This is a genomic window from Microbulbifer sp. ARAS458-1, assembly GCF_045348205.1.
Lineage (GTDB): Bacteria > Pseudomonadota > Gammaproteobacteria > Pseudomonadales > Cellvibrionaceae > Microbulbifer.
Genome location: NZ_CP155838.1, coordinates 2,324,180 through 2,349,537 on the forward strand (window position 1 = coordinate 2,324,180; position 25,358 = coordinate 2,349,537).

Consider the following 25,358-nt stretch of genomic DNA (forward strand, 5'->3'; position numbering starts at 1 on the left):
TCGATGAGAAGGGGCCGCTGCCGGTAAAGCCTCGCGAGACCTTCTGCGAGAGGGGCCGAAGGCGCCGCGAATACATGGAGCGGCCGGGCCACCTCGCAGAAGAGCCCCCATGGATGGGTCTACGGCGTGTCTCGCGAGGCTTTACCGGCAGTGGCGTCGCCTCGAAACTGGTTCGAGGCGACGATCCGTTATTTCTGCTCGAAGACCAGATTGGTAGTCACTGGCACCATCGGGCTGATGCTATCCAGGCCAGCCACTTCGCGCAGCTTCTCGATACCTTCGAGCAGCTTGTAATCACCGGCATTGAGCAGAATGGGCGCCTTGGTGGTGACCAGCAGGCTGCCGCCTTCCAGGCCGGTAACATGAAGCTTGGCCTTGTGGGTTTTGGACTCGCCGTGGATCGCGACCGCAACATCCGCGTCCACCGACATGGTCTGACCGGGCTTCAGGGCCTTCAGTTTCGCGGCATCCACACTGGTGGAAACTGTCGCCTCGGCGAATTTCGCCGTCTCGAACAGCATCTTCTGCATCCGCTCATTGCGGATCGGGATATTGGTTTCCACACTGGCCAGGTCGATGGTCACCTTGGCATCGCCGCTATCGGAAATACTGCCATTCAGGCTCTTGAAAAAGTGGGTCTCAGCAATGGTGGACTTCTTGACGGAAACAAAGTTTACGCTGGAGTCGTCACCGGCCAACTGCCAGTCAGCGAAAGCGGATACAGGCAGGGCAAGTAGGGATGCCAGGGCAATGGACTTCAAAGTCATGGTGATTCTCCTGTTTCAGACTCGGTACTGAGGCCGAGGTTTATTCCATACAGCTTGCGTCGACCGAAATCGACCAATCGGTTTCAGGTGAGAAACATTATCAGTCACTGTGGCTACTGGCCAGTGAAAGTCTGCGAATGGTAGTAAAAAATGAGAAGAAAAAAAGCCGGCTGATGCCGGCTAAAGGTTGAGGATGGTTCCCAGTATGGATGGGAGGGGTGCCCATCGGGGAGAGGCGGGGTACCGCTGGGAGGCCAGTACCCCGGGTTGAAACGGGGAAGTCAAAACTACCGCGGCGATCAGCTTGCCAGTGACAGAGATTCCGCCTGTTCCCCCGCACTGTCATCGGTGACGGAACTACGGATCAGGTGGTCAAAGGCTCCCAGAGCGGCGGTAGCGCCGGCGCCCATGGAGATCACGATCTGCTTGTAGGGCACCGTGGTGGCATCGCCCGCGGCAAATACGCCAGGAATGGAAGTGGCACCGCGGCTGTCGATTACGATCTCACCCATACGGTTCATTTCCAGACCGCTGCCCTTCAGGAACTCGGTGTTCGGTACCAGGCCGATCTGCACGAATACGCCCGCCAGTTCCAGCTTCCTGCTCTCGCCACTGACGCGGTCGGTGTACTGCAGGCCGTTGACCTTGCTGCCATCGCCGAGTACCTCGGTGGTCTGGGCGTTGGTGATGATGTCCACGTTGGGCATGGAGCGCGCCTTGCGCACCAGCACCTCGTCCGCTCGCAGGGTGTCGGCGAATTCCAGTACGGTAACGTGCTTGACGATGCCCGCGAGATCGATGGCCGCCTCAATACCGGAGTTGCCGCCGCCAATGACTGCCACGTGCTTGCCCTTGAAGAAGGGACCGTCACAGTGGGGGCAGTAGGCAACGCCGCGGGTCTTATATTCGGCTTCCCCGGGGACGCCCAGTTCGCGCCAGCGGGCACCGGTGGCGAGCACCACCGATTTGCTCGCCAGGGTGGCACCGCTCTCCATTTGCAGCTCGATCAGCTTGTCGCGCTTGAGCTCCGCAGCACGTTGCCCAGTGATGATGTCCACACCGTACTCTTTCACGTGTTGTTCAAGGCTCGCTGCCAGTTTCGGGCCCTCGGTGTAGGGTACCGAGATAAAGTTTTCGATACCCACGGTATCCATGACCTGGCCACCGAAGCGCTCGGCCACCAGGCCAGTACGAATACCTTTGCGGGCCGCGTAAATCGCTGCCGCGGCACCGGCGGGGCCACCGCCCAGTACCAGTACGTCGTAGGGCGCGCGCTCGTTCAGCTCTTCCGCCTTGCGCGCTTCGGCACCGGTATCAATTTTGGCCACGATTTCTTCGAGCCCCATGCGGCCCTGGCCGAAATGTTCACCGTTCAGGTAGACCGCGGGTACCGCCATGATCTGGCGCTCGTCCACTTCTTCCTGGAACAGGGCACCATCGATCATCTCGTGGGTGATGTTCGGGTTCAGTTTCGCCATCAGGTTCAGTGCCTGGACTACATCCGGGCAGTTCTGGCAGGACAGTGAGATATAGGTTTCAAAGTGGAATTCACCCTGGATATTGCGGATCTGTTTCTGCAACTCCGGATCCGCTTTGGACGGGTGGCCGCCAGCTTGCAGCAGGGCGAGCACCAGGGAGGTGAATTCGTGTCCCATGGGGATGCCTGCGAAACTGACGCGCGGTGTCTCTCCGGCGGGGGCGATGGCCATGCTCGGGGTGCGCTTGCGGCTCTCCTGCTTCAATTCAATCTTGCTGGAGAGGCGGGCGATTTCGCTAGCGAGGTTGTTCAGTTCAACAGCCTTGGGGCTGCTGTCGACGGACACACTGATCTCGATCGGAGTGACGATATTCTGCAGATAGGTGTCCAATTGTTTCTTTACGTTTGCGTCCAACATCGGTGTGTCCTGGTATTCGGTAATTCGTGGTTTTTGTGAAGTTTTGGGGCGGTACTGCTGACGGGTGCAGCCTTGCGAAACACGCCGTGAACCCATCCATGGGGGCTCTTCCGCGAGGTCCCTCTCGCGGAAGGTTTCGCAAGGCTGCCCCCGCCATCAGTACCTTCTCGGGGGCTTCACTACTTCGTAAAAGCGAAGTAGTACTTAGATCTTGCCTACGAGATCCAGAGAAGGCGCGAGGGTTTCTTCACCTTCTTTCCACTTGGCCGGGCAAACTTCACCCGGATGGGCGGCAACGTACTGGGCGGCTTTGATCTTGCGCAGCAGGTCCTGGGCGTCGCGGCCGATACCGCCGGCGTTGATCTCAACGATCTGGATCTTGCCTTCCGGGTCGATCACGAAAGTGCCGCGGTCCGCGATGCCTTCTTCCTCGATCATCACACCGAAGTTGCGGGTGATGGTGCCGGTGGGGTCGCCGATCATCGGGAATTGGATCTTGCCGATGGTGTCGGAAGTGTCGTGCCACGCCTTGTGGGTGAAGTGGGTGTCGGTTGAGACGGAGTAGATCTCAACGCCCAGCTTCTGGAATTCGGCGTAGTTGTCCGCCAGGTCGCCCAGCTCGGTGGGACATACGAAGGTGAAGTCCGCCGGGTAGAAGAAGACCACAGACCACTTGCCTTTCAGGTCCGCGTCAGACACATCGAAGAAGTCACCAGACTGGTAAGCCTTGGCGTTGAACGGTTTGATTTCGCTGTTGATGTAGTTAGCCATGGTATTTCCTTATCTCCTGAGAGAATTTTTGCCCGTCGTTGTGGGCCGTTTTTGAAACAGGTTATTGGGTACGGGGGAAATACTATTAGCTGTTGGTTTCTTATAAAAATTATTGATTTCTATGGTTGCGATTGCTCTAGACTATATCATTTTTCCATTTGATAGATTTTTCCTTAGAAGAAGTAATAGGGGATCAATGCCAGCGCGGTGCCGGTCAGTGCAAATGCCAGCAGCTCCAGAGCGCCGTCGCGGGCCACCAGTGCCAGCCCAAACGCGATCAGTGCAAGACCCGCCAGGGAGGCGGAGAAGGGAATGATTTCCATCAGTGGCAGCAGCAGGGCGATGACACTGCAGATACCGGCGGTAGCGAGGCTGCCGGCGCGGTACACCATGATCCCCAGGCGAGGGCGCAGCCAGCGGTCGAGGTGTGCAGCGGGCTTTTCGATCCAGCTCAGCCCGTGCATCAGCGGGGATTTTGGAATGGTCCGGGTGAGCAGCCACTGTGGCAGCCACAGGTGATGGCGCAGCATCAACATCTGCGTACTGATCAGTAACAGCAGGATACCCATTAGCGTGGGCATACCGGGAATTCCCGACAGTGGGGAAAAGAGAATCAGTCCAGCGAGCAGAATTACCGGCGCAAAGGAGCGATCCCCCATGGCGTCGAGCACCTTGTCCAGGGTGATGTGGTCACTGGACTCGGCCATGGCTTCCAACTGCTGGACCAGCTGGCTGAGGTTCTGAATACGCTCTGACATGATTCAAGGCTACACCTTGCCCGGTGCCTCTGCATGGCGCTGGTGCCACTCCAGCACAAAGGCGGTCAGCGACGGGAGCATGGTCAGGGTTACCAGGGTCGCGCCAATAATGCCCGCCATCACAATCACGCCCACTCCACGATAGAGCTCGGTACCGGCGCCGGGCAGGAACACCAGTGGCGCCAGACCAAAAATGGTGGTGAGTGTGGATATGGCGATGGGGCGCAGCCGGGAGTCCACCGCCTCCTGCACCGCTTCAACGGCGTTCATGCCATCTTCCTTCACGTTGGCGATGGCCCGGTGCACGATCAGGATAGGGTTATTGACCACGGTGCCCATCAGGATCAGAAAGCCGAGCATGGAGATCATGTCGAAGGGCTGGTGTACCCCTTCAAAACCCATGCCGCGCAGTATCGCGCCGACGAGATTGAGCATGGCGAGCCCCGCAATACCACCGGCAATACCCAGCGGGATTGTGGTCATGATCAGCAGCGGGTATCCCCAGTGGGAAAAGATCGCCACCATCAACAGGTAGATAATGGCGAGCGCCACCGCATAGTTGCTGCCGAGGGAGGCGCGGGTGGCGTCCAGCTGGTCTGCGGCGCCAGAAATATTCAGGGATACACCCAACGGAACCTGGCCATTGTCGCGCAGATATTGCACCAGCTCCGAGCGCACGGCTTCCACACCGGTTTCCAGCGCGACCGAGCGCGGCGGAATGATATTCAGGCTGACGGTGCGGCGGCCGTCGATTCTGCGTACGGTGGCGGTGTCGACGGTCTCCTGGATCTCTGCGAGTTCCGATAGAGGCAGTACTGCGCCACCAGGGGTGTACACGAAGATCTGTTCCAGTGTTTCTACGGTAGCTTCCGGTCCCTGCTGGTTGTACAGGTAGATATCCACCTTGTCGTCGTTCATGAAAAACTCGTTGACGAAGGCGCCGTCGGTCAGTGCGGCCACGGCAAAGCCGATGTCTTCCGCGCTCATGCCCACTTCTGCGGCACGGGCCCACCTGGGTTTCACTTCCAGCAGTGGCTGCGCCAGTGACAGGCTGGCGGGGCGGGTCTGGATATTGGGATTGTCAAAGATCTGTTGTGCGCGGCTGTAGGCCGTGCGAGCAACCTGATACAGGTCCGCGAGATTGGAACCGGAAATATCCAGGTTCACACTGCGGGTACCGCCGTCGTTGCTGCTGATGATGGAGCCCCGGGTCGCGAAGGCGCGCATACCGGGATATTGCTCGTACTGCTCGACGATCACGGCCATCAGTTCATCAATATGTCTCGGGTCCTTGGTTTCCGCAATAATGCGCAGGCTTTGCGGGGACACGCTGATGATAAAGAACTTCATCGGCGGCACTTTGGTGTCACCGCGATCAAATGCCTCCGGAGCCGGTTCCAGATGGGGCAAAAAGAATTCCTGCAGCTCCAGCGCAATTTCTTGCATGGTGGCGAGGTTGTAGCCCGGCGGCGCATTCATACTGGCGAAGGTTTTTGCCTCCTCGCCCTCGGGGAGGTACTCCGCTGGCGGAGTGAGCAGCAGCACGATGGCGAGACTCGCAGCGACAGTAACGCCGATGCAGTAGAGGCGCCTGGAGGGCGCGGCGAGCAGCCAGTGAATCCGTTCAATTACGCTGCGCCTAAGCCGGCTGTTTTCCAGGTTGTTTGCCGTGATGCCATCGAATTTCAGTCGCGCACTGGCGGTGGGGATGACGGTAATCGCCACCAGCATGGATACGAGAATGGAAGCGGAAATGGCGATGGCAATGTCGGAATACAGTTGCCCGGCTTCCTCAGCGATAAACACCACCGGCAAAAATACCATGACCGTAGTAAGGGTCGACGCCAGCACCGCCGGCCACACCTTGCGGACCCCGCTGATTGCTGCCTGAAGCCGGTCCAGTCCGCGACGACGCTCGAGCTCAATGCTTTCCAGTACCACGATACTGTTGTCCAGGGTCATGCCGATGGAAAAGGCCACACCCGCCAGAGAGATGACATTGATGGTGCGACCGGCGATCAACAGGCCGATAAACGCGGCAATGGTACAGATGGGAATCCCGACCACGCCCAGCGCTGTGGCACGGAAAGAGCGCAGGAAAGCGTACATGATGGCGGTGGCGAGTAGCGCGCCGATGGCGAGGTTTTTCCACACATTGAATACGGAAGATTCCACGTATCCCACGTCATCGGCAGTGAGGGACAGGTGCATGCCCTGCGGTTCGAGTAATTCCCGGTTAATCTGCGCGACTTCCCTGAGCATGGCGCGTTTGATATCGATCACATTGGAACCGCTCTCGCGGCGCACCGACAGGAAGATCACCGACTGACCGTTGACGAAGGAGCTGCTGCGGATCTTGAAGTGGTCCAGCCTGATCTCGGCGACATCCCCCAGGTACACGATACTGTCGCCATCCCGTCGCAGGATCAGTGCGCGCAGCTCCTCCAGATCTTTGAATCTCCCCAGAGTGCGCAACAGATAGCGGCGCTTGCCGCTTTCCACTTCGCCCCCGGAGATATCGCGGTTGCGCGCATTGATTACCGCGCGCACTTCGGAAAGAGTCAGATTGCGCTCTGCCAGCCGCTCCGGCTTCAGGCGGATCTGGATCTGTCGCTCGGCGCCACCGCCCACGTCCACCTGTGCCACGCCGGGAACCCCCGACATGCGCGGGCGCACATTGTCCTCCACGTAATCCCGCAACATATCCATGTCCAGTCCGCGCGGGTTTCCGGGCAGGGGAGAGACGCGGAAGTACATAAACGCATTCGACGAAAAGGAGGTGGCGTACACCCGCGGTTCGTCCACATTTTCCGGGTAGGAGGGTACCTGGGTGAGGGCGTTGTTGACGCGTATCTGGGTTTCCAGAATATCCACACCAAAAGGGAATTCGAGCTCGATCTCGGCGGAACCCAGGTCGGCGGTAGACTGCAGTTCCTGGAGATAAGGGATGTTGCGCAGGTATTCCTCCTGCTCGATCAGGATTTCCTTTTCGATATCCTGCGGCGTGGCGCCGGGCCAGCTGGTGCGGATGGAGATGGTGCGTACCTCAAGGTCTGGAATCATCTGCACGGGAATACGGAAGGCGGCCACCAACCCGAGTATCGCGATGATCAGTACCGTCACCGTGACCAGAATGCCGTTTTTGATGATCTGCTCGAACATCAGCGGCTGCTCGCTCCAGTGTCGGATTTCAGCGCCTGTTTGAGCACCACCTTCTGACTCGGCTGCAGGCTCTCGTTACCGCGCACGACGACCTGTTGCCCCGCCGTGAGGCCGGTTTTGATTTCGATCATGCCGTTAAAGCTGAGTCCGGTGGTTACCGGCTGTTCATTTACCGAAACGGTACCGCCCCAACGGCTACCGGGGGCGGCGACCCACACGGTGATGCGCCCGTCGGGGTAGCGCAGCACCGCATCTCGCGGTACCGCAATTCCCTGGCGATCACCGGTCAGTTGCAGTACTGCGGAGGCGGACATGCCGGGGATCACCGCGGGCGCTTCCCGTGTATCCCCTCCGCGCTTTTCCTCAATGATGGCGCGCAGCAGGAAGGTGCGACTGCCACTCCGGCTCACCGGAATACGGTGCTCCACTCTCGCGGTTAAGGTCTCGCCACTATCGAGGGTGACGCGCAAACCCGTGTCGGGCTGGACGCGGGAAAAGTAGCGCTGGGGCACCTGGAAGTCTGCACGCAGGGTATCGGTATCCACCAGTTCGAACAGTGCCGTGCCCGGTTCCACCCATTCGCCCACATCCACCTCGCGCAGGCTGACCGTTCCCGAAAAGGGTGCTGCAACCCGGTGCCTGCGGAGCAGGGCGCTCAGACGTTCGGTTTCAACCTGAGCCGCCTGCAATTGCGCGCTGCGCTCGCGCACCTCCGAGCCGAGGCTTTCCACTTCGGTTTCTGCCACATGATTGTCGCCCACCAGGCGCTGCAGCTCCGCCAGGCGCCGGCGGCTGTCCGCCAGTGTCTCCCGCACCCGTGCCACTTCCGCCAGGGCGGCGTCACGCTGGATGCTGCTGAGCTCCGGGTCGAGCGTGAGCAGTAGCGCCCCCTTTTTTACCCGGTCGCCGATATCCGCGTGGATGTCCTGAATCATGCCCGCGACTTCCGCCGACAGCAGGGCCTGGCGCAACGGCTTTATGGTGCCAGTGACAGGAACTTCCTCAATCAGTGGCTGCGCGCGTGCGTACACCGCCTCTACAGCAATAGGCGATTCACCGGTTGCCTTGTCGCCGTAGTTCTCTGCCGGTTGTGAATAAACCGACGACAGCGCGAGCAGCAGAATAATTGGCAGAAATCGGATTAACCGCATGGAAGATCAATCATTAAACGTATCTGGCTAGTGTAGTAATCCTGCTCGGGGAAAATGGTGGTTGGGGGCTGGGTTAAATAAGTAAAAGCAATGAGTCCGATTAGCCGACTTTATGGGTAGAGCGCTATTTAGAAAAAGTTCCATTTTTTATTCGACGATTGGCGCCAGATGGCTGGACTTGTGTTATTGCTCCCAGCGCCAGTGCCTATATTCAAAACCAGCAATATTCAGAATAAACCGGCGAGCAACTCGCAGGAGGCACTGACATGATCAAAAAAGCATTCCCACTCTGTACTGCCATTGCGCTGACAGTGGCCACGCTATCCACCAGCCTGGCCATCCAGGCGCAGGAACATTCCACGTCGGTGGCGCCGCCCGCCGGAGAGCCCAAGCCCAACAGTTTCTGGTGGCCGGAAGAGCTGGACCTGTCTGTATTGCGTCGTAACGGTGCCGCTTCCAATCCCATGGGAGAGGAGTTTGATTACGCCAAGGCGTTTAACAGTCTTGACTACAACGCCCTGAAAAAAGATATCGAAAAAGTACTTACCACTTCGCAGGACTGGTGGCCGGCGGATTATGGTCACTATGGCCCGTTGATGATTCGTATGTCCTGGCACGCATCCGGCACGTATCGTGTTGTAGATGGACGTGGGGGTGCCGGTGGTGGACAACAGCGCTTCGAGCCCCTGAACAGCTGGCCGGACAATGTCAGCCTGGACAAGGCCCGTCGCCTGTTGCTGCCGATCAAACAGAAGTACGGCAACAAGATCAGCTGGGCGGACCTGATGGCATTGACCGGCAATGTGGCGATGGAGTCCATGGGCTTTGAAACCTATGGCTTTGCCGGAGGCCGTGAAGATGACTGGGAAGCGGACCTCGTCTATTGGGGGCCGGAAACCAAGTGGTTGGATGACAAGCGCTATAAGGGGGATCGGCAACTGGAGAAACCGCTAGCGGCGGTGCAGATGGGCCTGATCTATGTCAATCCGGAAGGCCCGAATGGCAACCCCGACCCAATTGCTGCGGCTAAGGATATCCGTGAGACCTTCGGTCGTATGGCCATGAACGATGAGGAAACCGTGGCACTGATCGCCGGTGGTCACACCTTCGGCAAGGCCCACGGCGCGGTAAAGCATGACTGTGTGGGTAAGGAGCCCGCTGCTGCGGGTATCGAAGAGCAGGGTTTTGGCTGGAAGAACAAATGCGGTTCTGGCAATGGGGCAGATACCTTCACCAGTGGCCTTGAAGGCGCTTGGTCGGTCAATCCCATTCAGTGGAGTAACCAGTATCTGGAAAATCTGTTCAAGTTCGACTGGGTAAAAACCAAGAGTCCGGCCGGTGCCACCCAGTGGATACCGAAAGATGGTCAGGCCGCCAACCTGGTGCCAGACGCCCACGATAAGTCCAAGCGCCACGCGCCCATCATGTTTACCACGGATCTGTCTCTGAAAATGGATCCCGAGTACCGGAAGATCTCCCAGCGCTTCCTGGAAAACCCGGACGAGCTGCAGAAGGCGTTTGCCAAGGCCTGGTTCAAACTGCTGCATCGGGATCTGGGGCCCAAATCCCGCTATCTGGGGCCGGAAGTTCCAAAGGAAGACCTGATCTGGCAGGACCCCATTCCGGCAGTGGATTACACCCTGATCAGCGAGAGCGATGCTGCCAATCTAAAGAAAAAGATCCTGGCCTCGGGGCTGACGGTACCGGAACTGGTACGTACCGCCTGGGCGTCTGCCGCCTCTTACCGGGACTCCGATGCGCGGGGAGGAGCAAATGGTGGTCGTATCCGGCTGGTGCCACAGAAAGACTGGCCAGTAAATACACCGGCAGAGCTCACCAAAGTGCTCGCCAAACTGGAAAGTATCCAGAAGGATTTCAACAACTCCCTCGGGGGCGGCAAGCAGATCTCTTTTGCCGATACCGTAGTGCTCGCGGGTAATACCGGTGTGGAGGAAGCCGCTAAGAAAGCTGGGTACAGCGTTCAAGTTCCGTTCAAGCCCGGTCGCAATGACGCCACGGCGGAGCAGACGGACGTGGAGTCCTTCAGCTGGTTGGAGCCCAGAGCCGATGCGTTCCGCAACTACTATGGCAAGGGTAATACCCTGTCACCGGCCGAGGCCATGGTCGATAAGGCCAGCATGCTCGACCTGAGCGTTCCGGAGATGGCCGTGCTGATCGGCGGAATGCGTACCATGAACACCAATAGCGATAAATCGGCAAACGGCGTGTTTACGGACAAGCCCGGCACGCTCAGCAATGATTTCTTTGTCAATCTCGTGGATATGTCTACGGTGTGGAGTAAATCCGGTGACAATCTGTACGAGGGTAAAGACCGTAAAACCGGTAAGGTGAAGTGGTCTGCAACGCCGGTGGATCTGATATTTGGTTCCAACTCCGAGCTGCGCGCCGTCGCTGAATTTTACTCCGCTGAAGATGCGAAGCAGAAATTTGTCGATGATTTCGCCAAAGCCTGGCATAAGGTGATGAATCTTGGGCGCTAGTGCAAGAGTGCATTCACCACCGAATGGGTGCCCTGGGGGCGCCCATTTTTATTTGTAGTGCGTTAATCGCAATTGGGGTGATCCACTAGACTGAAACTGCGTAACATACGGAAAAACCTCCAGACAAATTCCCGCGGAAATAACTCTCATGTCAGCACCTGGTCGAATACTGCCCGCGATTACCGTATTTTTTTGCGCCCTGTTGAGTCCAGGTCTGCTTCTGGCGGCGGCTCTTGAGGTGCGGGTGATCAATGCACCTGCAGAGGGAAGCCTGATATTTCAGGTGTATGACAACCCGGACGCCTTTGGGGATTTCCGCAGTCCATCCCGGGAAATTCCGTTGTCGGTCAATCGCGAAGGTATATACCGCATTGACGGTGTGCGCCCCGGCGCAGTAGCTCTGCTTGTCTACGCGGATACCAACAACAATGGCGCCCTGGATCGCACGTTTATCGGAATTCCAAAGGAGCCGATCGGCCTTTCAAACGGCTACCGGCCGAAAGGGCCTCCCAGCTTTCAGCGTGCGAGCTTTTCGCTGGCAGAAGGCGAAACCAAACCGGTCGATATTGAATTGTATGAAGTGCTGGGCGAATTTGGCCAGTGGGGTGTTGGGCTCGGTGTCATCGGACGTAGCAGCCCCTATGTCGGTTCGGATGCCACCGTCATTCAGGTAATCCCGGCCATCACCTATTTTGGCGAGCGCCTGCAATGGGTAGGGCCAAGCCTGCGCTATGGTTTGTGGGGCAGCGATACTTTCCGGTTTGCAGTGAATGCCACCTACCGGGTTGGTGCCTATGAAGAGGACGACAGCCCCGTATTGTCGGGGCTGGGTGACCGGGACAGCACTCTGATGGCCGGTGTCGGGCTGGTGTACGACGGTCCCAATCGTATTGATGTGGATTTTCGCTATCAACACGACGTACTCGATCGATTTGGCGGCGGCACCGCCGAGCTGCGTGTATCGAGAGGGTTTCAAAATGGCAACATCAACTGGGCGCCGTCGCTCGGTGTTAACTGGCTGAGCAGTGATCTCGCCAACTACGATTTTGGCGTGCCGACCTGGGGCGCGCTGCCTGGGCGCCCAGCGTACGACGTCGGCAGCACCGTAACGGTGGAGGCGGGCATTGGTGGGATGCTGGAAATTACCGAGCACTGGCGTCTGGTGCTGGACATCAATGCCGAGTATCTGGGGAACGATATCTCGGATAGCCCGATTGTGGGCGATGACTATGTCATCAAAGGGTTTGCCGCGATCACTTATACCTTCTGACAACCTTTTTCCTTGCAGAGATACTGCATCGCAGGTCGCGCTAGAACAGCCCCATTTGGGGCTGTTTTGGGTTGAAGCGCATGACAGGAGCCTGCGGCAGCCGGGCGTGGAGCAGTTCGGTCCATAAGGAGACCAGGTTCAGCGCATCTCCGTTATCCGGCATATGTATGAAAACGTACGGTCGGATTCCCTGTTCGATCCAGTTCGCCACTCGCTCGACCCAGGGCGCCAGATACTCCCAGTTGCTCTCCAGGTCAGGGTGCCCGATATAGCGAATCACCGGCGGTGCATCTACCGGTAGCAGGTGCACTGGCACATTCGGTTTCTTGCGCTGCGCATCCACGATCGACGGGCTTTCCGCTTTTGCTGCAAACAGGCCGCGGCTGTCCAGGCACACACGTGCGCACTTTCGCTCGCGCAATCCCCGGTTCAGGGCACGCTCTGCGTCACCTTTTTGGAAGAATGCGGAGTGTCGGACTTCCACTGTGCAGGAAAATAGATCCGGGAGATCATCCATAAACCGCCAGAGATTGCTCAACTGCTGTGGGCCGAATGTTGCCGGCAACTGCAGCAGAAACGGGCCCAAAACGTCATTCAGCGGAGAGACGATCTCCAAAAATTCGGTCACCAATTTTTGTGGTGGGGCGAGTAGGTGATCGTGACTGACACTGCGGGGAAACTTGAGCAGAAGCCGAAAATCATCGGGAACCTGGCTCCGCCACTGAGCGCATTGCGCCTGACTCGGGGTGGCGTAGAAGGTAGTGTTGCCCTCGACACAATTCAGCACCTGACTGTAGCGTTCGAGCGGCGTGGCTCCCGGAGGTAGTCGCGCATTCCAGACCGGATGCTGCCACTGGGGACAGCCGAGAAAATACGGGAGATTCATGATTTCGCAGCGATAAATATTCCAGCGCAAATGTATCGAGCAGATTCCGCAAGTCAAGTCTGCACATTTACTTTTTAATCATTAGAATGCGCGACCTTTTCGCGGGTCAGTTTGGCAGGTGATCCACTTCTGACCCGCCCGTCTGGATATGAAGAGGTTGACTGAGTTTCTATGATCGTATTTACCCTGACCAATGAGGATACGGATCAAGTATGGGTGGGCACCGCGCGGGAAGGCATGACCCCGGAAGCCCGCTTTGAGCAGATTCAGGCCGCGGTATCTCTGGGCATCGATCATCCGTTTTATGATGAACTGAAAAAATTTGGCGCAGGCGCGTTCTCCGCGGATTTGTTTGCCGTAGCCGAAGACCGCGTGGAGTTGCAGGAGATGGTCGAGGAGGCTCTGGACTCGCTGAATGCCAAGAGTCTGGTGGGTATCAAGACGGTAAAGCCCGGCACCACCAAGTCCGCACTGGCGCCGAAGGCAAAAACACGCGTGACTCGGGTGAAGCCAGCTTCGGGAGCGCCAACAAAGCTGAAGAGCAGTAAACCGGTCAAGGAAAAACTGGCCACCGGCCGCACCGGCAGCGCTGCCAAAGAGCGGGCCATCAAGGCGGGTATTGAGGCGGAGAAAGCCCGTATAGCGGCTGCGAAAGCCCGGAAGGTTCAAGAAGAAGCGGATGAGATGAAGGCCATCCTGGCCGGCCTGGATGCCCGCGGCTCCACACTTTCACGCCGCTGAGGCGTCCACTAATCCTATCGCTGCGCGCTGGGGCTGCTATCGCGAGTAGCCCCTAGCGCTTAGTATAAAACCCTGTGTGGTCCAGTGCTTTGCGAATTTCGGCTACCGTTGCATTACTGAGCTGGCGGTAGTCGGGGTAGGGCGTCAGAAGGATGCGTTTCTCCACGTCGAGAGCAACTTCCGGGGCCCCTCTCAAAGGCTGAGCATTCAGCCCTTCAATACTGAAACGCTGCAGATTCTCCTTACCTCCTATCCAGTGCCACCCCGGCAATCTCTTCAGATGCGGCGTAAAGCACAGCGCCGTGCGCTCAAATAATTCATCGTCCCTGAAGCTGCGCCACTCTTCCTGCGGACTGGCAATTTTTGCCAGTAAGGTCACGATTTTCCGCCAGTGGTTGGAGTTATTTTCCATTAACCGACCGGCATCCGGCGCCGCGACCAACTCATCCAACCCCTCGGGGCGGTGGGGAAGATAGAGGGCGATTACTGGATTTGTCGGCCCCAGATAGTCTGCTTCTCTCAAAGTAATGTGCAATTTTCCCTGGACTCCAGATGGAAGGCGGCAATCAGTGAATATTGCAAGAAGGGCACACAGGTGGTCAGGTAGTCCTTGATCCAATACTGGATATCTTCAACGTGCAGCTGCGCATCAATTGCTACGAACTTGCATCGCACCACCTCTCGTGCGTCTCGCACCTTTTCGTCGTCGGTGACCACGATGGTCAGGGTCGAGGTGTCGACGTTCCACCCAAAAAGCAGATAGCGGGAGTCGTCCTGGAGGTTGTCCTCCAGGTGTTCACAGGCTTTATCGATACTCGCTTCGATCACGTGTCGTATGTCCTGTCCATCCGAGCCTTCAGCCTTTGTCTGATAGATCGTGTATTCGCGATCACTTTGCGACGAGGCGCCAGGGAGAGAGTTTTCGGTGGTCAAATTCCAATTTAGCGACATGCAAGCTCCTGTTCAGTGTTGATTCCATCGACAAAAAAAAGCCCCGCTCTTTCGAGCAGGGCTCTCTGATCCTCAGTCCGTCACTTAAACAGCAACATCCTGAATCTCGGTTGCGGCGATGCGCTTACCTTCTTCGGCAGACTTCTGGAAGTCTTCAATCTGATCGAAGTTCAGGTAGCGGTAGATTTCCGCAGACATGGAGTTCAGGTTCTGGGCGTATTCCTGGTATTCCGCCGGGGTCGGCAGTTTGCCCAGGATGGCGCCTACAGAGGCCAGTTCCGCGGAGGTCAGGTACACGTTGGCACCGTCGCCGAGGCGGTTGGGGAAGTTACGGGTAGAGGTGGACAGTACGGTGCTGTTCGGGGCTACACGTGCCTGGTTACCCATGCACAGTGAGCATCCCGGCATCTCGGTGCGTGCACCGGCGGAGCCGTAGATGTTGTAGTAGCCTTCTTCCATCAGCTGGTGCTCGTCCATCTTGGTAGGCGGAGAGATCCACATGCGGGTGGAGATACCGCCTTTATGTTGCTGCAGCAGTTTACCGGCAGCGCGGAAGTGACCGATGTTGGTCATGCAGGAGCCGATAAACACTTCATCTACCTTGTCGCCGGCCACGTCGGACAGCAGCTTGGCATCGTCCGGGTCGTTCGGGCAGCACACGATGGGCTCTTTCACGTCTGCCAGATCGATTTCGATCACAGCCGCGTATTCCGCGTCGGCGTCGGCACTCATCAGTTCCGGTTTTTCCAGCCAGGCTTCCATGGCGCGTGCACGACGTTCCAGGGTGCGCTTGTCGCCGTAGCCTTCCGCAATCATCCAGCGCAGCAGGGTGATGTTGGAACGCAGGTACTCGGCGATGGAGTCTTCCGGCAGCTTGATGGTACAGCCAGCAGCGGAGCGCTCGGCGGAGGCGTCGGACAGTTCGAACGCCTGCTCTACGGTCAGGTTGTCCAGACCTTCGATCTCGAGGATGCGGCCGGAGAAGATGTTCTTCTTGCCTTTCTTCTCGACGGTCAGCAGACCTTCCTGAATCGCGTAATAAGGGATGGCGTGTACCAGGTCACGCAGGGTGATGCCCGGCTGCATTTCGCCCTTGAAGCGCACCAGTACGGATTCCGGCATGTCCAGCGGCATTACACCGGTGGCAGCGGCAAACGCCACCAGACCGGAGCCGGCCGGGAAGGAGATGCCCATGGGGAAACGGGTGTGGGAGTCACCACCGGTACCTACGGTGTCCGGCAGCAGCATGCGGTTCAGCCAGCTGTGGATGATGCCGTCACCCGGACGCAGGGAAACGCCACCGCGGTTCATGATGAAGTCCGGCAGGGTGTGCTGGGTGTCGATATCAACAGGCTTCGGGTAAGCCGCGGTGTGACAGAAAGACTGCATGGTGAGGTCGGCCTGGAAGCCGAGGCACGCCAGGTCTTTCAGTTCGTCACGGGTCATCGGGCCAGTGGTGTCCTGGGAGCCAACGGTGGTCATCTTCGGCTCGCAGTAGGTGCCCGGACGGACGCCTTCCATACCACAGGCTTTACCCACCATTTTTTGCGCGAGGGTGTAGCCCTTGCCGGTGTCGTTCGGCTGCTCCGGCAGGCGGAACAGGTCAGACGGGCCGAGTCCCAGAGATTCGCGTGCCTTGGTGGTCAGACCACGGCCAACGATCAGGTTGATACGGCCACCGGCCTGCACTTCGTCCAGCAGCACGTCGGACTTCAGTTCGAATTCAGACAGCACCTTGCCGTCTTCAGACAGAATCTTGCCTTCGTATGGACGGATCTCGATCACGTCGCCCATGTTCAGGTCGTCAACCGGGGCTTCGAAGACCAGTGCGCCGGCATCTTCCATGGTGTTGTAGAAAATCGGGGCTACTTTGCCGCCGATGCAGATGCCGCCGCCTTTCTTGTTCGGTACGCCGGGCAGTTCTTCGCCGAAGAACCACAGTACGGAGTTGGTGGCGGACTTACGGGAAGAACCGGTGCCCACAACATCGCCGACGAAAGCGACCGGCAGACCTTTGGCCTGAATTTCTTCGATCTGGCTCATGGGGCCGGTAACACCGTGCTCTTCCGGCGTGAGGCCATCTCGGGTCATTTTGTACATGGCGCGGGCGTGCAGGGGGATGTCCGGGCGGGACCAGGCGTCCGGGGCCGGGGACAGGTCGTCGGTGTTGGTTTCACCGGTCACCTTGAAGACAGCAACCTTGATGCTCTCGGCGACTTTGTCGCGCTTGGTGAACCACTCGCCGTCCGCCCAGGACTGGATTACGGCTTTGGCCACTTCGTTGCCGGCTTTCGCTTTCTCTTCCACGTCGTGGAAGGCGTCAAACATCAGCAGGGTGCCTTTCAGCTGTTCGCCGGCCAGTTCGGCCAGGTCTTTGTCGTCCAGCAGATCTACCAGAGTGGCGATGTTGTAGCCGCCCAGCATCATGCCCAGCAGTTTGGTGGCGTGTTCTCTGTCGATCAGCGGAGATTCCGCTTCACCTTTGACGATGGCAGTGAGGAAACCAGCCTTCACGTAGGCAGCCTCGTCCACACCCGGCGGTACACGGTTGGTGATCAGGTCCAGCAGTTCCTGCTCTTCACCCGCGGGCGGGTTTTTCAGCAGTTCCACCAGGCCGGCAACCTGCTCGGCATTCAGGGGCTTGGGTGGGATATTCTGTTCGGCGCGCTCGGCGACGTGTTTGCGATAGGCTTCAAGCACGGATAATTCCCTCTTTGGTGTATGGGGTGGAACCAACAGCTTTCCTGGAGTTCTGCGCGGCTGACGCCGTCCGTTGAACTCCGTTTTACATCAATGGCCGCTGGAAGCGGGTGGCGAATTCTACATTACTCGGTTAACGCTGTTAAGTTCGTTGAAAAATCAATAACTTACGCGAATTTTCACCATTCATGAAACAAATAAAGGTCTGTACGGGTGCGCGATTTCAAGTGAGAATCAATCGCATTCTGGCGCCTGTGGCGCGCCATTATCCATGTGATGAATGGGCGTAATCGCCTAACGGAAATGCTATTCTGTGCCGCCTCGATTCACCGCGTTTCCCACGAATTTTCAGCGCCCCAGCGGCTGGCGAGTACCGCGAGCGGCACAGGTGGCGGCAGGCAGAAGAGGTATTTTCGCTGCATGGCGATCTATAAAAAAGTCCGCACGCCGTGTATTGGCGTCTGCTCCACCGGTATCGGCGACAATGTTTGCCGTGGCTGTAAGCGTTTTGCGCACGAGGTTATCAACTGGAATGCTTACTCGGAAGAGCAGCGCCGCATCATAGCGGAGCGCCGTGACGGTTATCTTGCAAATGCGGTGCGCAGCCAGTTTGAGATTATCGATCAGAATCTACTGCTATCACAGTTGCGACATCAGCAGATTCGTTTTAATGAAGATCAGAACCCCTATTGCTGGGTGTTTGAGCTGTTGCGGGCGGGGGCCAGTCAGATCGCGAACCCGGCGGAATTCGGGCTGCGCCTGACCCCGGCGGCGCGGGGTGTGCCACTGACGGAATTGCGCAAACGCATTGATGACGACTTTTACGCGCTCTCGCAGGCGTACTATCTGCGGTTTGTCGCGCCCGGGCTGACCTCGGCAGCCCAGTAACCGATTCCACCGTCTTTGTGTGTTAAACAGTGGATCGCAGTCGCGGGTGGGTGACGCCCGGAAAACAAGGAGTCTCGCTTGCCTCACGCCTCAAATCCCGCCGATAAACAGCTTCTTGTACTGATTAATCCTGCCAGCCGCAGTGGTGGGGACCGTGCCGATCAATTGGACGCCGGTGTGAGCCAGTTGCGCGAGGCTGGCTGGTCGGTTGAAGTGCGGGAGACCTGCGGCCCGGAAGATGCGGCCGCCAGCATTCACGGCGCCCGGGTAGATATTGTGGCTATTGGTGGTGGCGATGGCACCGTCAGTGGATGTGCCAGGGCGCTGGTAGAGCGGGGTCTGCCGTTTGCGGTATTGCCGATGGGCACTGCCAACGATCTGGCGCGCTCACTCGGCATAGAGTCGCTGGAGCAGTCGTTCGAGGCCATTAGGGATGGGCGCAAGACGCGCATTGATCTGGCACAGATCGGTGATGAATATTTTTTCAATGTCGCAAACCTTGGGCTGGGAGTGCAGGTAACTGAGGCGCTTACGCCCGATGTGAAACGTCGCTGGGGCGTATTCAGCTATCTCAAGGCGGTGAGTGAAGCGTTGACACGTCGCAACCAGTTTAAAGTCCGGCTTGAGATAGATGGCCGAAAGTTTCGCCTGCGTTCGATGCAGCTTGCGGTGGGGAATGGTCGCTTTTACGGTGGCGGTAATGTTGTGCACGAGGAGGCTACCATTAGCGATAGCCGCCTACATCTGTATAGTCTGAAGCCGCAAGGCCTGCTCGAACTGCTGTCGCTGGCGCCGTTTATTCGTCTCGGGCAGCATCGCGTATCCCAGCGGATATTTACGGAGTCGGGTGCAGAGGTACATATCGAGACTTCGCCTCCGGGGATGGCTGTTCACGCGGATGGCGAGCCTGTGGCGAAAACGCCGGTGAGTATTCGGGTTGTGGCGGGTGTGATTGAAGCGGTGGTGCCGTCCAGCGCATCGATGTAGCAAAAGTTTTCACAGCAAGAATTGTGGGCTTTCAGGTGTATTCGTACAGAGGATCATTCGAATGAGTTTTTTGAGAGATGACATCCAGGTCGCTTTGCAGTGGCTGCACAGCTGGGCCCTTGAAACTCTTTCACATTTCCAGTTCGTTGCTGACCACGAGGTTGGGGTGGAAGTGGTGGCGTTGTGTGGCGCACTCGCGACGGAGCGCGAGCAGCTGGCGGGGAAATTGGCGGCGGCGATCCGGGACACTGGTGATTTGCCGGCGGAACCAGATCCTGATCGAGAGGCCGTACTGCAGGTGCAGGAGCAGCTGTCAGGTATTTTTGCGGAACACGGCAGCGACGCGATGTTGGCCTATTGCCGCTCTCGCGAGGAAGCATTTTTAGCGCAGGTGCGACAGGAGGCAGGCATTCTCGAGGAGTCAGAATTCCGTTCGCTGCTGTCGGCGTGCCAATCCAGTGCGGAACTGGCTGTCGATCGCCTGCAGCCCTGAATGCCGTCCCTTATGTCCGATCAGACGAGTGCGGCCGGATGAGATGTACTCGCAATGCCGCTAGGAACGGCGTTTTGTCTACTTTCAAGTCCCGGCGCGTGCGCCGCCGGCTCGTGGGTGGGTTGTGATCTACGCCGGTGAATTCCGGTAAAGAGCGGTCTCCCTCGCTGTTGATGAGTACCGGCATGGCAGAATAGCCCACCTGTCGATATTCCTCCCGTGCCAGATCTTCTCGCGCACGAAAAATCTCCGCTACCTGAAGATTCGCTCTGCTCTGAATTTGAACCTGGCGTAAGTTATCGTGCTCGTCGCGGTGCAGTCCCGCCAACAGCTGCCGCTGATATTGAATCCCGGTGTCCTGTCCCTGTGGGTCCAGTTGCACCAGCTTTCGCTCACACCAGGCAACACTCACCTTCTTGATGGACTTGCGGGCTTTTATCCAGCTCAGAGCGATGGCATCCGGGCGCTGAGGGCAGAGCAGAATCTGGCGGTAACATTGACGCAGGTGCGCGCGGGGAAATCCCGCATCACCCAGCATATCGCGTAATTGTTGGTCGCGTTCCAAGGCGGGGCGCGGAGCGAGGGCCTGTTTGATGTTGGCAGTGATTTGCTGGAACGTCGCTTTTGCTGCATTCAGGCGAAGCGCGAGGTCAATCATGTCGGGTGGGACTGCCAATATTCCAGGGATCTGCAGCGTATGCCGTGCGTCCCCTGGCTGGTGCTGATCGCCGTAGTCGAGATTGCGAAATAGCGCGGCTGCCAGGGTGAAAGGACGCTCGAACGGTACACCGAGTCGTTCCGCTGTGTCGACGGCAAAGTCAGGTCTCAACAGGTAATGTCCCCAGGGGGGGGTGATTGAGTCCAGTGCCGATGTTTGCTGCGCCAGGTTCTCAGCGAGGTGGTGCATCTGTGCCAGAGTCTCGGCAAGGGCGTTGCGCAGATTTTTCAGCTTGAGTGCCGAGTGTTCAATGTCCGACATTTTGGGTGCCAGCTCTGTTTGATGAGCGGTGGTGGGATCGCAGTGCCTTCACGGTGCCGCGAGTCGGCCCTGGCGATCGGTTATGCGTAATAATAACCCACTTAATAAGTCGTTATCAAACGAAGCTGGCTAACCTATGGACCAACTCCGAGCTTCGTAATCCGGTCAACAAAAGGCGGGGAGGGGCGCTATAATGCGCCGCGCCGGGAGGCGTGTGCCTCCGGGTGTCCGCGTCCGTCTTGCCATGAGTTCTGATATGAGTAGTGCCCCGGTTCCCGACCTATCCGCCATCCACGACTTTCTGTTGTGTAAAACCCCAGACGCCTGGATTGAGGCGGCACTCGCTGAGCCGGAAATGATGCTGGTTGACCACGCGAATTGTGAAAAGAAGGCCGCCGGAACGGCGTTGAACCTGATGTTTCGCTACCTGGATAATTTTGAGCTGCTGAATAAGATGTCGCGCCTGGCACGTGAGGAGCTGCGACATTTTGAGCAGGTGATCGCAATCATGAAGAAGCGGGGGATCCGCTATCCGCACGTCACCGCGTCGCGCTATGCGGCGGGCTTGCGCGACCAAGTGCGTCGCGAAGAGCCCGGTCGGCTGGTGGATACGCTGATCTGTGGTGCGATCATCGAGGCGCGCTCCTGCGAAAGGTTTGCGCGAATTGCCCCGCATCTGGATGATGAGCTGCAGAAGTTTTATCTGTCTCTACTGAAATCTGAGGCGCGGCACTTTCGCGATTATCTGACGCTTGCGCAGAAGGCGACGAGCGAAGATATACAGCCGCGGGTGCAGGTAATACTGGAGGTGGAGCGCGACCTGGTACAGGGTGGCGATGACGAATTTCGCTTTCACAGTGGTGTACCCAGTCTCGCGTAATTGTTTACGTGGCTATTTGTACACCTCGACCACATCGCCCAGGCGCTCCGCCACAATGGTACGCAAGTCACTGGCCAGTTCCCGGTAAAAGCGCCGCGCCGGAGCGCTGGCTCTCCACACCAGTCCATGCTGCCGCCGGATCGGTTTGGCGCGCAGCTCACTCACGTGCAGTGCCTCCGGGTTGTGCATTTCAGAATGTACATACAGTCCGGGTAAGAATGCGACACCCAACCCCATCACGACCATCTGGCGCAGTGTGTCCAGGCTGGTGCCCTCGTAATCTCGCTGTAGCTGGGCGCCCAGGCGTTCGCATATTTCCTGCACCTGATGGTGGAAGTGATGTTGTCCTTCCAGGGTCAGCACCTTTTCTCCCTTGAGTTGTGATGGTGTCACCTGCGCTTTACCGGCGAGCCGGTGGTCGGCGGGTACAACAAATTTGAGCGGCTCGGTAAATAGAGGCTCAACGGCAATATCGTCGCGCTTCACCGGTAGAGGCACGATCGCAATGTCGTAAAGGCCTTCGGTGAGTGACTGGAGCAGGCGATTGGGCGGAGCTTCCCGAACGTACAGTTTCAGTTTGTGATGCCGGTGATGGAGTGCCGGCAACACATTGGGAAGCAAATACGGGCCCAGGGTCGGAGGTACTCCCAACTTGTAAGTGCTTTGATGCCCCTCTGAAATAAGGCTTGCATGCTGCGAAAATTCGCGAACTCCGAGTATAAGTTGCTTTGCGTGTTCAAGCAGCTCGCGGCCCTCGGGGGTGAGCAGGGTGCCAGAGCGATTGCGCTCAAATAATGGAATACCGAGATTGTTCTCCAGCGCCTGAATCTGTGAGGTGAGGGCAGGCTGACTGACTCTCAACTCTTCGGCGGCGCGGCGAAAACTTGAGTGTGACGCTATGGTCACAAAATATTCCAGCTGTTTGAAACTGGGGGGCTGTGTGGATTTTGGCATGGCAGCTCAGTAGTTTTTGATAACTTATGATTATCAGCAATAGGTATTTTAACTTATTGAACTATCAAAAAATAATGGATTCCAAGTTGAATGCCCGTTCCAGAATGATTGCAAGGAGTAATGATGGAGCACGTAATTTCCGGTGTGGCCAAGTTTCAGAAAGAAGTTTATCCCACCAAAAAGGCGCGTTTTTCGAAGCTGGCCGACGGCCAGAACCCTGAAGTCCTGTTTATCACCTGTGCCGATTCCCGGATTGACCCGAATCTTGTTACCCAGACCGAGCCCGGTGAGCTGTTTATCTGCCGGAACGCCGGCAACGTGGTGCCACCGCATAGCAATCATTCCGGTGGTATGACCGCGTCTATCGAGTTTGCGGTTGCCGCCCTGGGTGTTTCACACATTGTGATCTGTGGTCATACCGATTGCGGCGCCATGAAAGGCGCCATCGAACCGGAAAACCTTGACTCGCTGCCTCACGTCAAGGAGTGGCTTGGCCACTGCCGGTCCGCCACCGATGTGGTGCGGGATCGCCACGGTGAGCTGAGTAAGGCGCACCTCGACGAAGTGATCTGTGAGAATGTGGTCCAACAATTGCAACACCTGCGTACCCATCCCGCGGTAGCCAGCGGTCTTGCCAATGGGCGGGTCACTCTGCACGGCTGGGTTTACAACATTGGCAGTGGTGAGGTGCTGTGCTTCGACGAGTCCACTCGCGAGTTCAAGCCGATGGATGAGCGCTACCGCGCGATGTTCGGTGATCTGGCGGACTCTGTGGCCAAGGACACCTGCGGAAACTGATCCTGTCGGCTTCCAGAGTGTATGTCGTCTGCGTTTTGTACTGACTGAAGGGGCTGCTCTGCCCCTTGCAAGGAAGATCCTGAAGTAAAAGAGGTACCGTAGTAATGAAGTTCGACCTGTCTAATCTGCGCGGCGACATTACCGGGGGTATTACCGCCGGTGTCGTTGCCTTGCCATTGGCACTGGCCCTGGGTGTGGCCTCCGGGCTCGGCCCCATGGCCGGCATGTACGGTGCAATTGCGGTGGGTTTCTTCGCCGCATTGTTTGGGGGCACCGGCCCGCAAATTTCTGGTCCGACTGGACCAATGGTGGTGGTTCTGGCGGGGCTGTTTGCCAGCCTTTCCGGGGATGCCGCACTCATATTTACCGCGGTGATGCTCGCTGGCGTACTGCAAATCGCCTTCGGGGTTCTCGGTATCGGGCACTATATCCGCCTGGTGCCTTATCCGGTGATTTCCGGCTTTATGACCGGTATCGGTGTCATCATTATCATTCTTCAGCTGAACCCGCTGCTGGGACATGCGTCGCCAAGTGGTGTGCTGGGGGCGCTGGGCAATGTGCCAGAAGCCATTTCCTCGATTCATCCCGCCAACCTGGTGCTTGGCCTCGCTACGCTGGCGATGGTTTATCTGTGGCCGGGTAAGTGGGGGCGCTATCTGCCTGGCCCATTGGCTGCTTTGATTCTGGGTACCGTAGTCGCTTATTTCGCCTTGGATGTGCCGATTCTTGGCAGTATCCCCACCGGTTTGCCGGAGCTGCATATGCCGGTTCTGGGTGGCGAAAATATGATGCTGGTGGTGGAGGCTGCGATCATCCTCGCGATTCTCGGCTCTCTTGATAGTCTGCTCACTTCTCTGGTGGCGGATAATATGTCCCGGACCCGGCACCACAGCAATAAGGAGCTGATTGGTCAGGGTATTGGTAATACAGCGGCTGGATTCATCGGCGGTATTGCCGGCGCGGGAGCCACCATGCGGACTGTGGTGAACATCCGTTCCGGCGGTCAGACCCGTATCTCGGGCATGACTCATGCCCTGGTGTTGCTCGCCGTGGCGTTGGGGCTCGGTCCGCTGGCGGAGAATATTCCTCAGGCCGTACTGGCCGGTATTCTTGTGAAAGTTGGCCTGGATATTATTGATTGGAAATACCTAAAGCGTGCACATCAGGGCCCCCGTTGGGATCTGCTGCTGATGGTGCTTGTGCTCAGCATGACGGTGTTTGTCGATCTGATCACTGCGGTCGCGGCCGGTGTGGTACTGGCAGCCCTGGCGTATGTGAAGCAGGTGGCGAGCTTGCAGATCGAGCGTCTACGCAACCTGCCGGAGCACCTGGATAGCGAGGAAGACAAGGCTATTCTGCAGCGCAATCGCGATCGCATTGCCCTGTTTGAGTTCAGCGGCCCGCTCAGTTTTGGTGCGGCGGCAGACCTGGGGCATCATGTGCGCGAACAGAGCAGTAAGGAATCGCGGGTGCTGATCCTGAACTTCTCCTCGGTGCCGTATCTGGACCTGTCTGCGGCACTTGCGGTAGAGACAATTGCCGCGGATGCCAAGAGTAGCGGTAAGCAGCTCTATCTGGCGGGGATGAATGAAGAGGTGCACAAAGTACTGAAGGGCCTGAACGGTCGGATTCCTGCCTCAGGCACGTTTGAAACCCTGAGTGACGCGTTGAAAGCGGCGGAAGCGTCAATCGAATCGACCGCTGATGTTGGCGCGGGTGATCTAAACGGATTACCCAATGGCGGTGCGGCCTGATTGAGTGGGTATCGCGTTATACGAAAGCGGGGCACATTTTGTGCCCCGTTTTTTTGCCTGCCTGACCACGCT

General features: G+C 57.8%; 21 protein-coding genes. 9 read left to right on the forward strand and 12 right to left on the reverse strand.

Features of this window, described 5'->3' with window-relative positions; genetic code table 11:
* Positions 1 to 188: 188 nt before the first annotated feature.
* From AAFH99_RS09535 to AAFH99_RS09560, 6 genes are all read right to left on the reverse strand, one after another.
* Positions 189 to 767: a YceI family protein gene (locus AAFH99_RS09535; protein ID WP_406827588.1), complete on the reverse strand. Its 579-nt coding sequence runs from the start codon at positions 765 to 767 to the stop codon at positions 189 to 191.
* Positions 768 to 1,066: 299 nt separating this feature from the next.
* Positions 1,067 to 2,662: an alkyl hydroperoxide reductase subunit F gene (gene ahpF, locus AAFH99_RS09540; RefSeq protein ID WP_406827589.1), complete on the reverse strand. Its 1,596-nt coding sequence runs from the start codon at positions 2,660 to 2,662 to the stop codon at positions 1,067 to 1,069.
* 204 nt (positions 2,663 to 2,866) lie between these two features.
* Positions 2,867 to 3,433, reverse strand: coding sequence for an alkyl hydroperoxide reductase subunit C (gene ahpC / locus AAFH99_RS09545; protein ID WP_078083780.1), 567 nt, complete (start codon positions 3,431 to 3,433; stop codon positions 2,867 to 2,869).
* Between the two features lie 173 nt (positions 3,434 to 3,606).
* Complete coding sequence (locus AAFH99_RS09550; protein WP_043316688.1) at positions 3,607 to 4,191, reverse strand: exopolysaccharide biosynthesis protein; 585 nt, start codon at positions 4,189 to 4,191, stop codon at positions 3,607 to 3,609.
* A 9-nt stretch (positions 4,192 to 4,200) separates the two neighbouring features.
* The gene (locus tag AAFH99_RS09555) at positions 4,201 to 7,353 is read right to left on the reverse strand and encodes an efflux RND transporter permease subunit (protein WP_406827590.1); all 3,153 of its coding nucleotides are present in this window, start codon (positions 7,351 to 7,353) and stop codon (positions 4,201 to 4,203) included.
* Positions 7,353 to 8,504, reverse strand: coding sequence for an efflux RND transporter periplasmic adaptor subunit (locus AAFH99_RS09560; RefSeq protein ID WP_406827591.1), 1,152 nt, complete (start codon positions 8,502 to 8,504; stop codon positions 7,353 to 7,355). The genes AAFH99_RS09555 and AAFH99_RS09560 overlap by 1 nt, the downstream gene beginning before the upstream one ends.
* A 266-nt stretch (positions 8,505 to 8,770) precedes the next feature.
* On the opposite strand from AAFH99_RS09560, the gene katG reads away from it, so the two are divergent.
* Complete coding sequence (katG, locus tag AAFH99_RS09565; RefSeq protein WP_406827592.1) at positions 8,771 to 11,005, forward strand: catalase/peroxidase HPI; 2,235 nt, start codon at positions 8,771 to 8,773, stop codon at positions 11,003 to 11,005.
* 148 nt (positions 11,006 to 11,153) lie between these two features.
* Positions 11,154 to 12,275: a MipA/OmpV family protein gene (locus tag AAFH99_RS09570; protein WP_406827593.1), complete on the forward strand. Its 1,122-nt coding sequence runs from the start codon at positions 11,154 to 11,156 to the stop codon at positions 12,273 to 12,275.
* Positions 12,276 to 12,315: 40 nt separating this feature from the next.
* Here AAFH99_RS09570 and AAFH99_RS09575 read toward each other — a convergent pair whose 3' ends face one another.
* Positions 12,316 to 13,161 carry a DUF72 domain-containing protein gene (locus tag AAFH99_RS09575; protein WP_406827594.1) on the reverse strand — a complete coding sequence of 282 codons (846 nt, stop codon included), beginning with the start codon at positions 13,159 to 13,161 and terminating at the stop codon, positions 12,316 to 12,318.
* 171 nt (positions 13,162 to 13,332) lie between these two features.
* On the opposite strand from AAFH99_RS09575, the gene AAFH99_RS09580 reads away from it, so the two are divergent.
* Entirely contained in the window at positions 13,333 to 13,902 is a 570-nt protein-coding gene (locus AAFH99_RS09580) for a hypothetical protein (protein WP_406827595.1), read from the forward strand.
* 52 nt (positions 13,903 to 13,954) lie between these two features.
* Here AAFH99_RS09580 and AAFH99_RS09585 read toward each other — a convergent pair whose 3' ends face one another.
* The 3 genes from AAFH99_RS09585 to acnB form a co-directional block, all read right to left on the reverse strand.
* The gene (locus tag AAFH99_RS09585; RefSeq protein ID WP_406827596.1) at positions 13,955 to 14,437 is read right to left on the reverse strand and encodes a DUF6942 family protein; all 483 of its coding nucleotides are present in this window, start codon (positions 14,435 to 14,437) and stop codon (positions 13,955 to 13,957) included.
* Positions 14,422 to 14,853, reverse strand: a complete 432-nt coding sequence (locus AAFH99_RS09590) for a hypothetical protein (protein WP_406827597.1) — start codon at positions 14,851 to 14,853, stop codon at positions 14,422 to 14,424. Before AAFH99_RS09590 ends, AAFH99_RS09585 begins: the two co-directional genes overlap by 16 nt.
* An 84-nt stretch (positions 14,854 to 14,937) precedes the next feature.
* Complete coding sequence (gene acnB, locus AAFH99_RS09595) at positions 14,938 to 17,553, reverse strand: bifunctional aconitate hydratase 2/2-methylisocitrate dehydratase (RefSeq protein ID WP_406827598.1); 2,616 nt, start codon at positions 17,551 to 17,553, stop codon at positions 14,938 to 14,940.
* A 420-nt stretch (positions 17,554 to 17,973) separates the two neighbouring features.
* Between acnB and AAFH99_RS09600 the strand changes: the two genes are divergently transcribed.
* The 3 genes from AAFH99_RS09600 (at position 17,974) to AAFH99_RS09610 (ending at position 19,921) form a co-directional block, all read left to right on the forward strand.
* Entirely contained in the window at positions 17,974 to 18,441 is a 468-nt protein-coding gene (locus AAFH99_RS09600) for a DUF1289 domain-containing protein (protein ID WP_043316671.1), read from the forward strand.
* 78 nt (positions 18,442 to 18,519) lie between these two features.
* Positions 18,520 to 19,428, forward strand: a complete 909-nt coding sequence (locus AAFH99_RS09605; RefSeq protein ID WP_406827599.1) for a lipid kinase — start codon at positions 18,520 to 18,522, stop codon at positions 19,426 to 19,428.
* 61 nt (positions 19,429 to 19,489) lie between these two features.
* Positions 19,490 to 19,921 (forward strand): hypothetical protein, encoded by a 432-nt coding sequence (locus tag AAFH99_RS09610; protein WP_043316666.1) that lies wholly within the window; start codon positions 19,490 to 19,492, stop codon positions 19,919 to 19,921.
* Between the two features lie 10 nt (positions 19,922 to 19,931).
* Here AAFH99_RS09610 and AAFH99_RS09615 read toward each other — a convergent pair whose 3' ends face one another.
* Entirely contained in the window at positions 19,932 to 20,900 is a 969-nt protein-coding gene (locus tag AAFH99_RS09615) for a hypothetical protein (RefSeq protein WP_051686941.1), read from the reverse strand.
* 256 nt (positions 20,901 to 21,156) lie between these two features.
* On the opposite strand from AAFH99_RS09615, the gene AAFH99_RS09620 reads away from it, so the two are divergent.
* On the forward strand, positions 21,157 to 21,780 hold the full coding sequence (locus AAFH99_RS09620) for a tRNA-(ms[2]io[6]A)-hydroxylase (RefSeq protein ID WP_043318131.1): 624 nt from the start codon (positions 21,157 to 21,159) through the stop codon (positions 21,778 to 21,780).
* A 12-nt stretch (positions 21,781 to 21,792) separates the two neighbouring features.
* Here the strand turns inward: AAFH99_RS09620 and AAFH99_RS09625 are convergent, their stop codons facing one another.
* A complete protein-coding gene (locus AAFH99_RS09625; RefSeq protein WP_043316662.1) occupies positions 21,793 to 22,734 on the reverse strand; it encodes a hydrogen peroxide-inducible genes activator in 942 nt (313 codons plus the stop codon).
* Between the two features lie 120 nt (positions 22,735 to 22,854).
* On the opposite strand from AAFH99_RS09625, the gene AAFH99_RS09630 reads away from it, so the two are divergent.
* Together AAFH99_RS09630 and AAFH99_RS09635 are read left to right on the forward strand one after the other, a co-directional pair.
* Positions 22,855 to 23,532 carry a carbonic anhydrase gene (locus AAFH99_RS09630; protein WP_406827600.1) on the forward strand — a complete coding sequence of 226 codons (678 nt, stop codon included), beginning with the start codon at positions 22,855 to 22,857 and terminating at the stop codon, positions 23,530 to 23,532.
* A gap of 104 nt (positions 23,533 to 23,636) precedes the next feature.
* Entirely contained in the window at positions 23,637 to 25,286 is a 1,650-nt protein-coding gene (locus AAFH99_RS09635) for a SulP family inorganic anion transporter (RefSeq protein WP_406827601.1), read from the forward strand.
* Positions 25,287 to 25,358 lie beyond the last annotated feature (72 nt).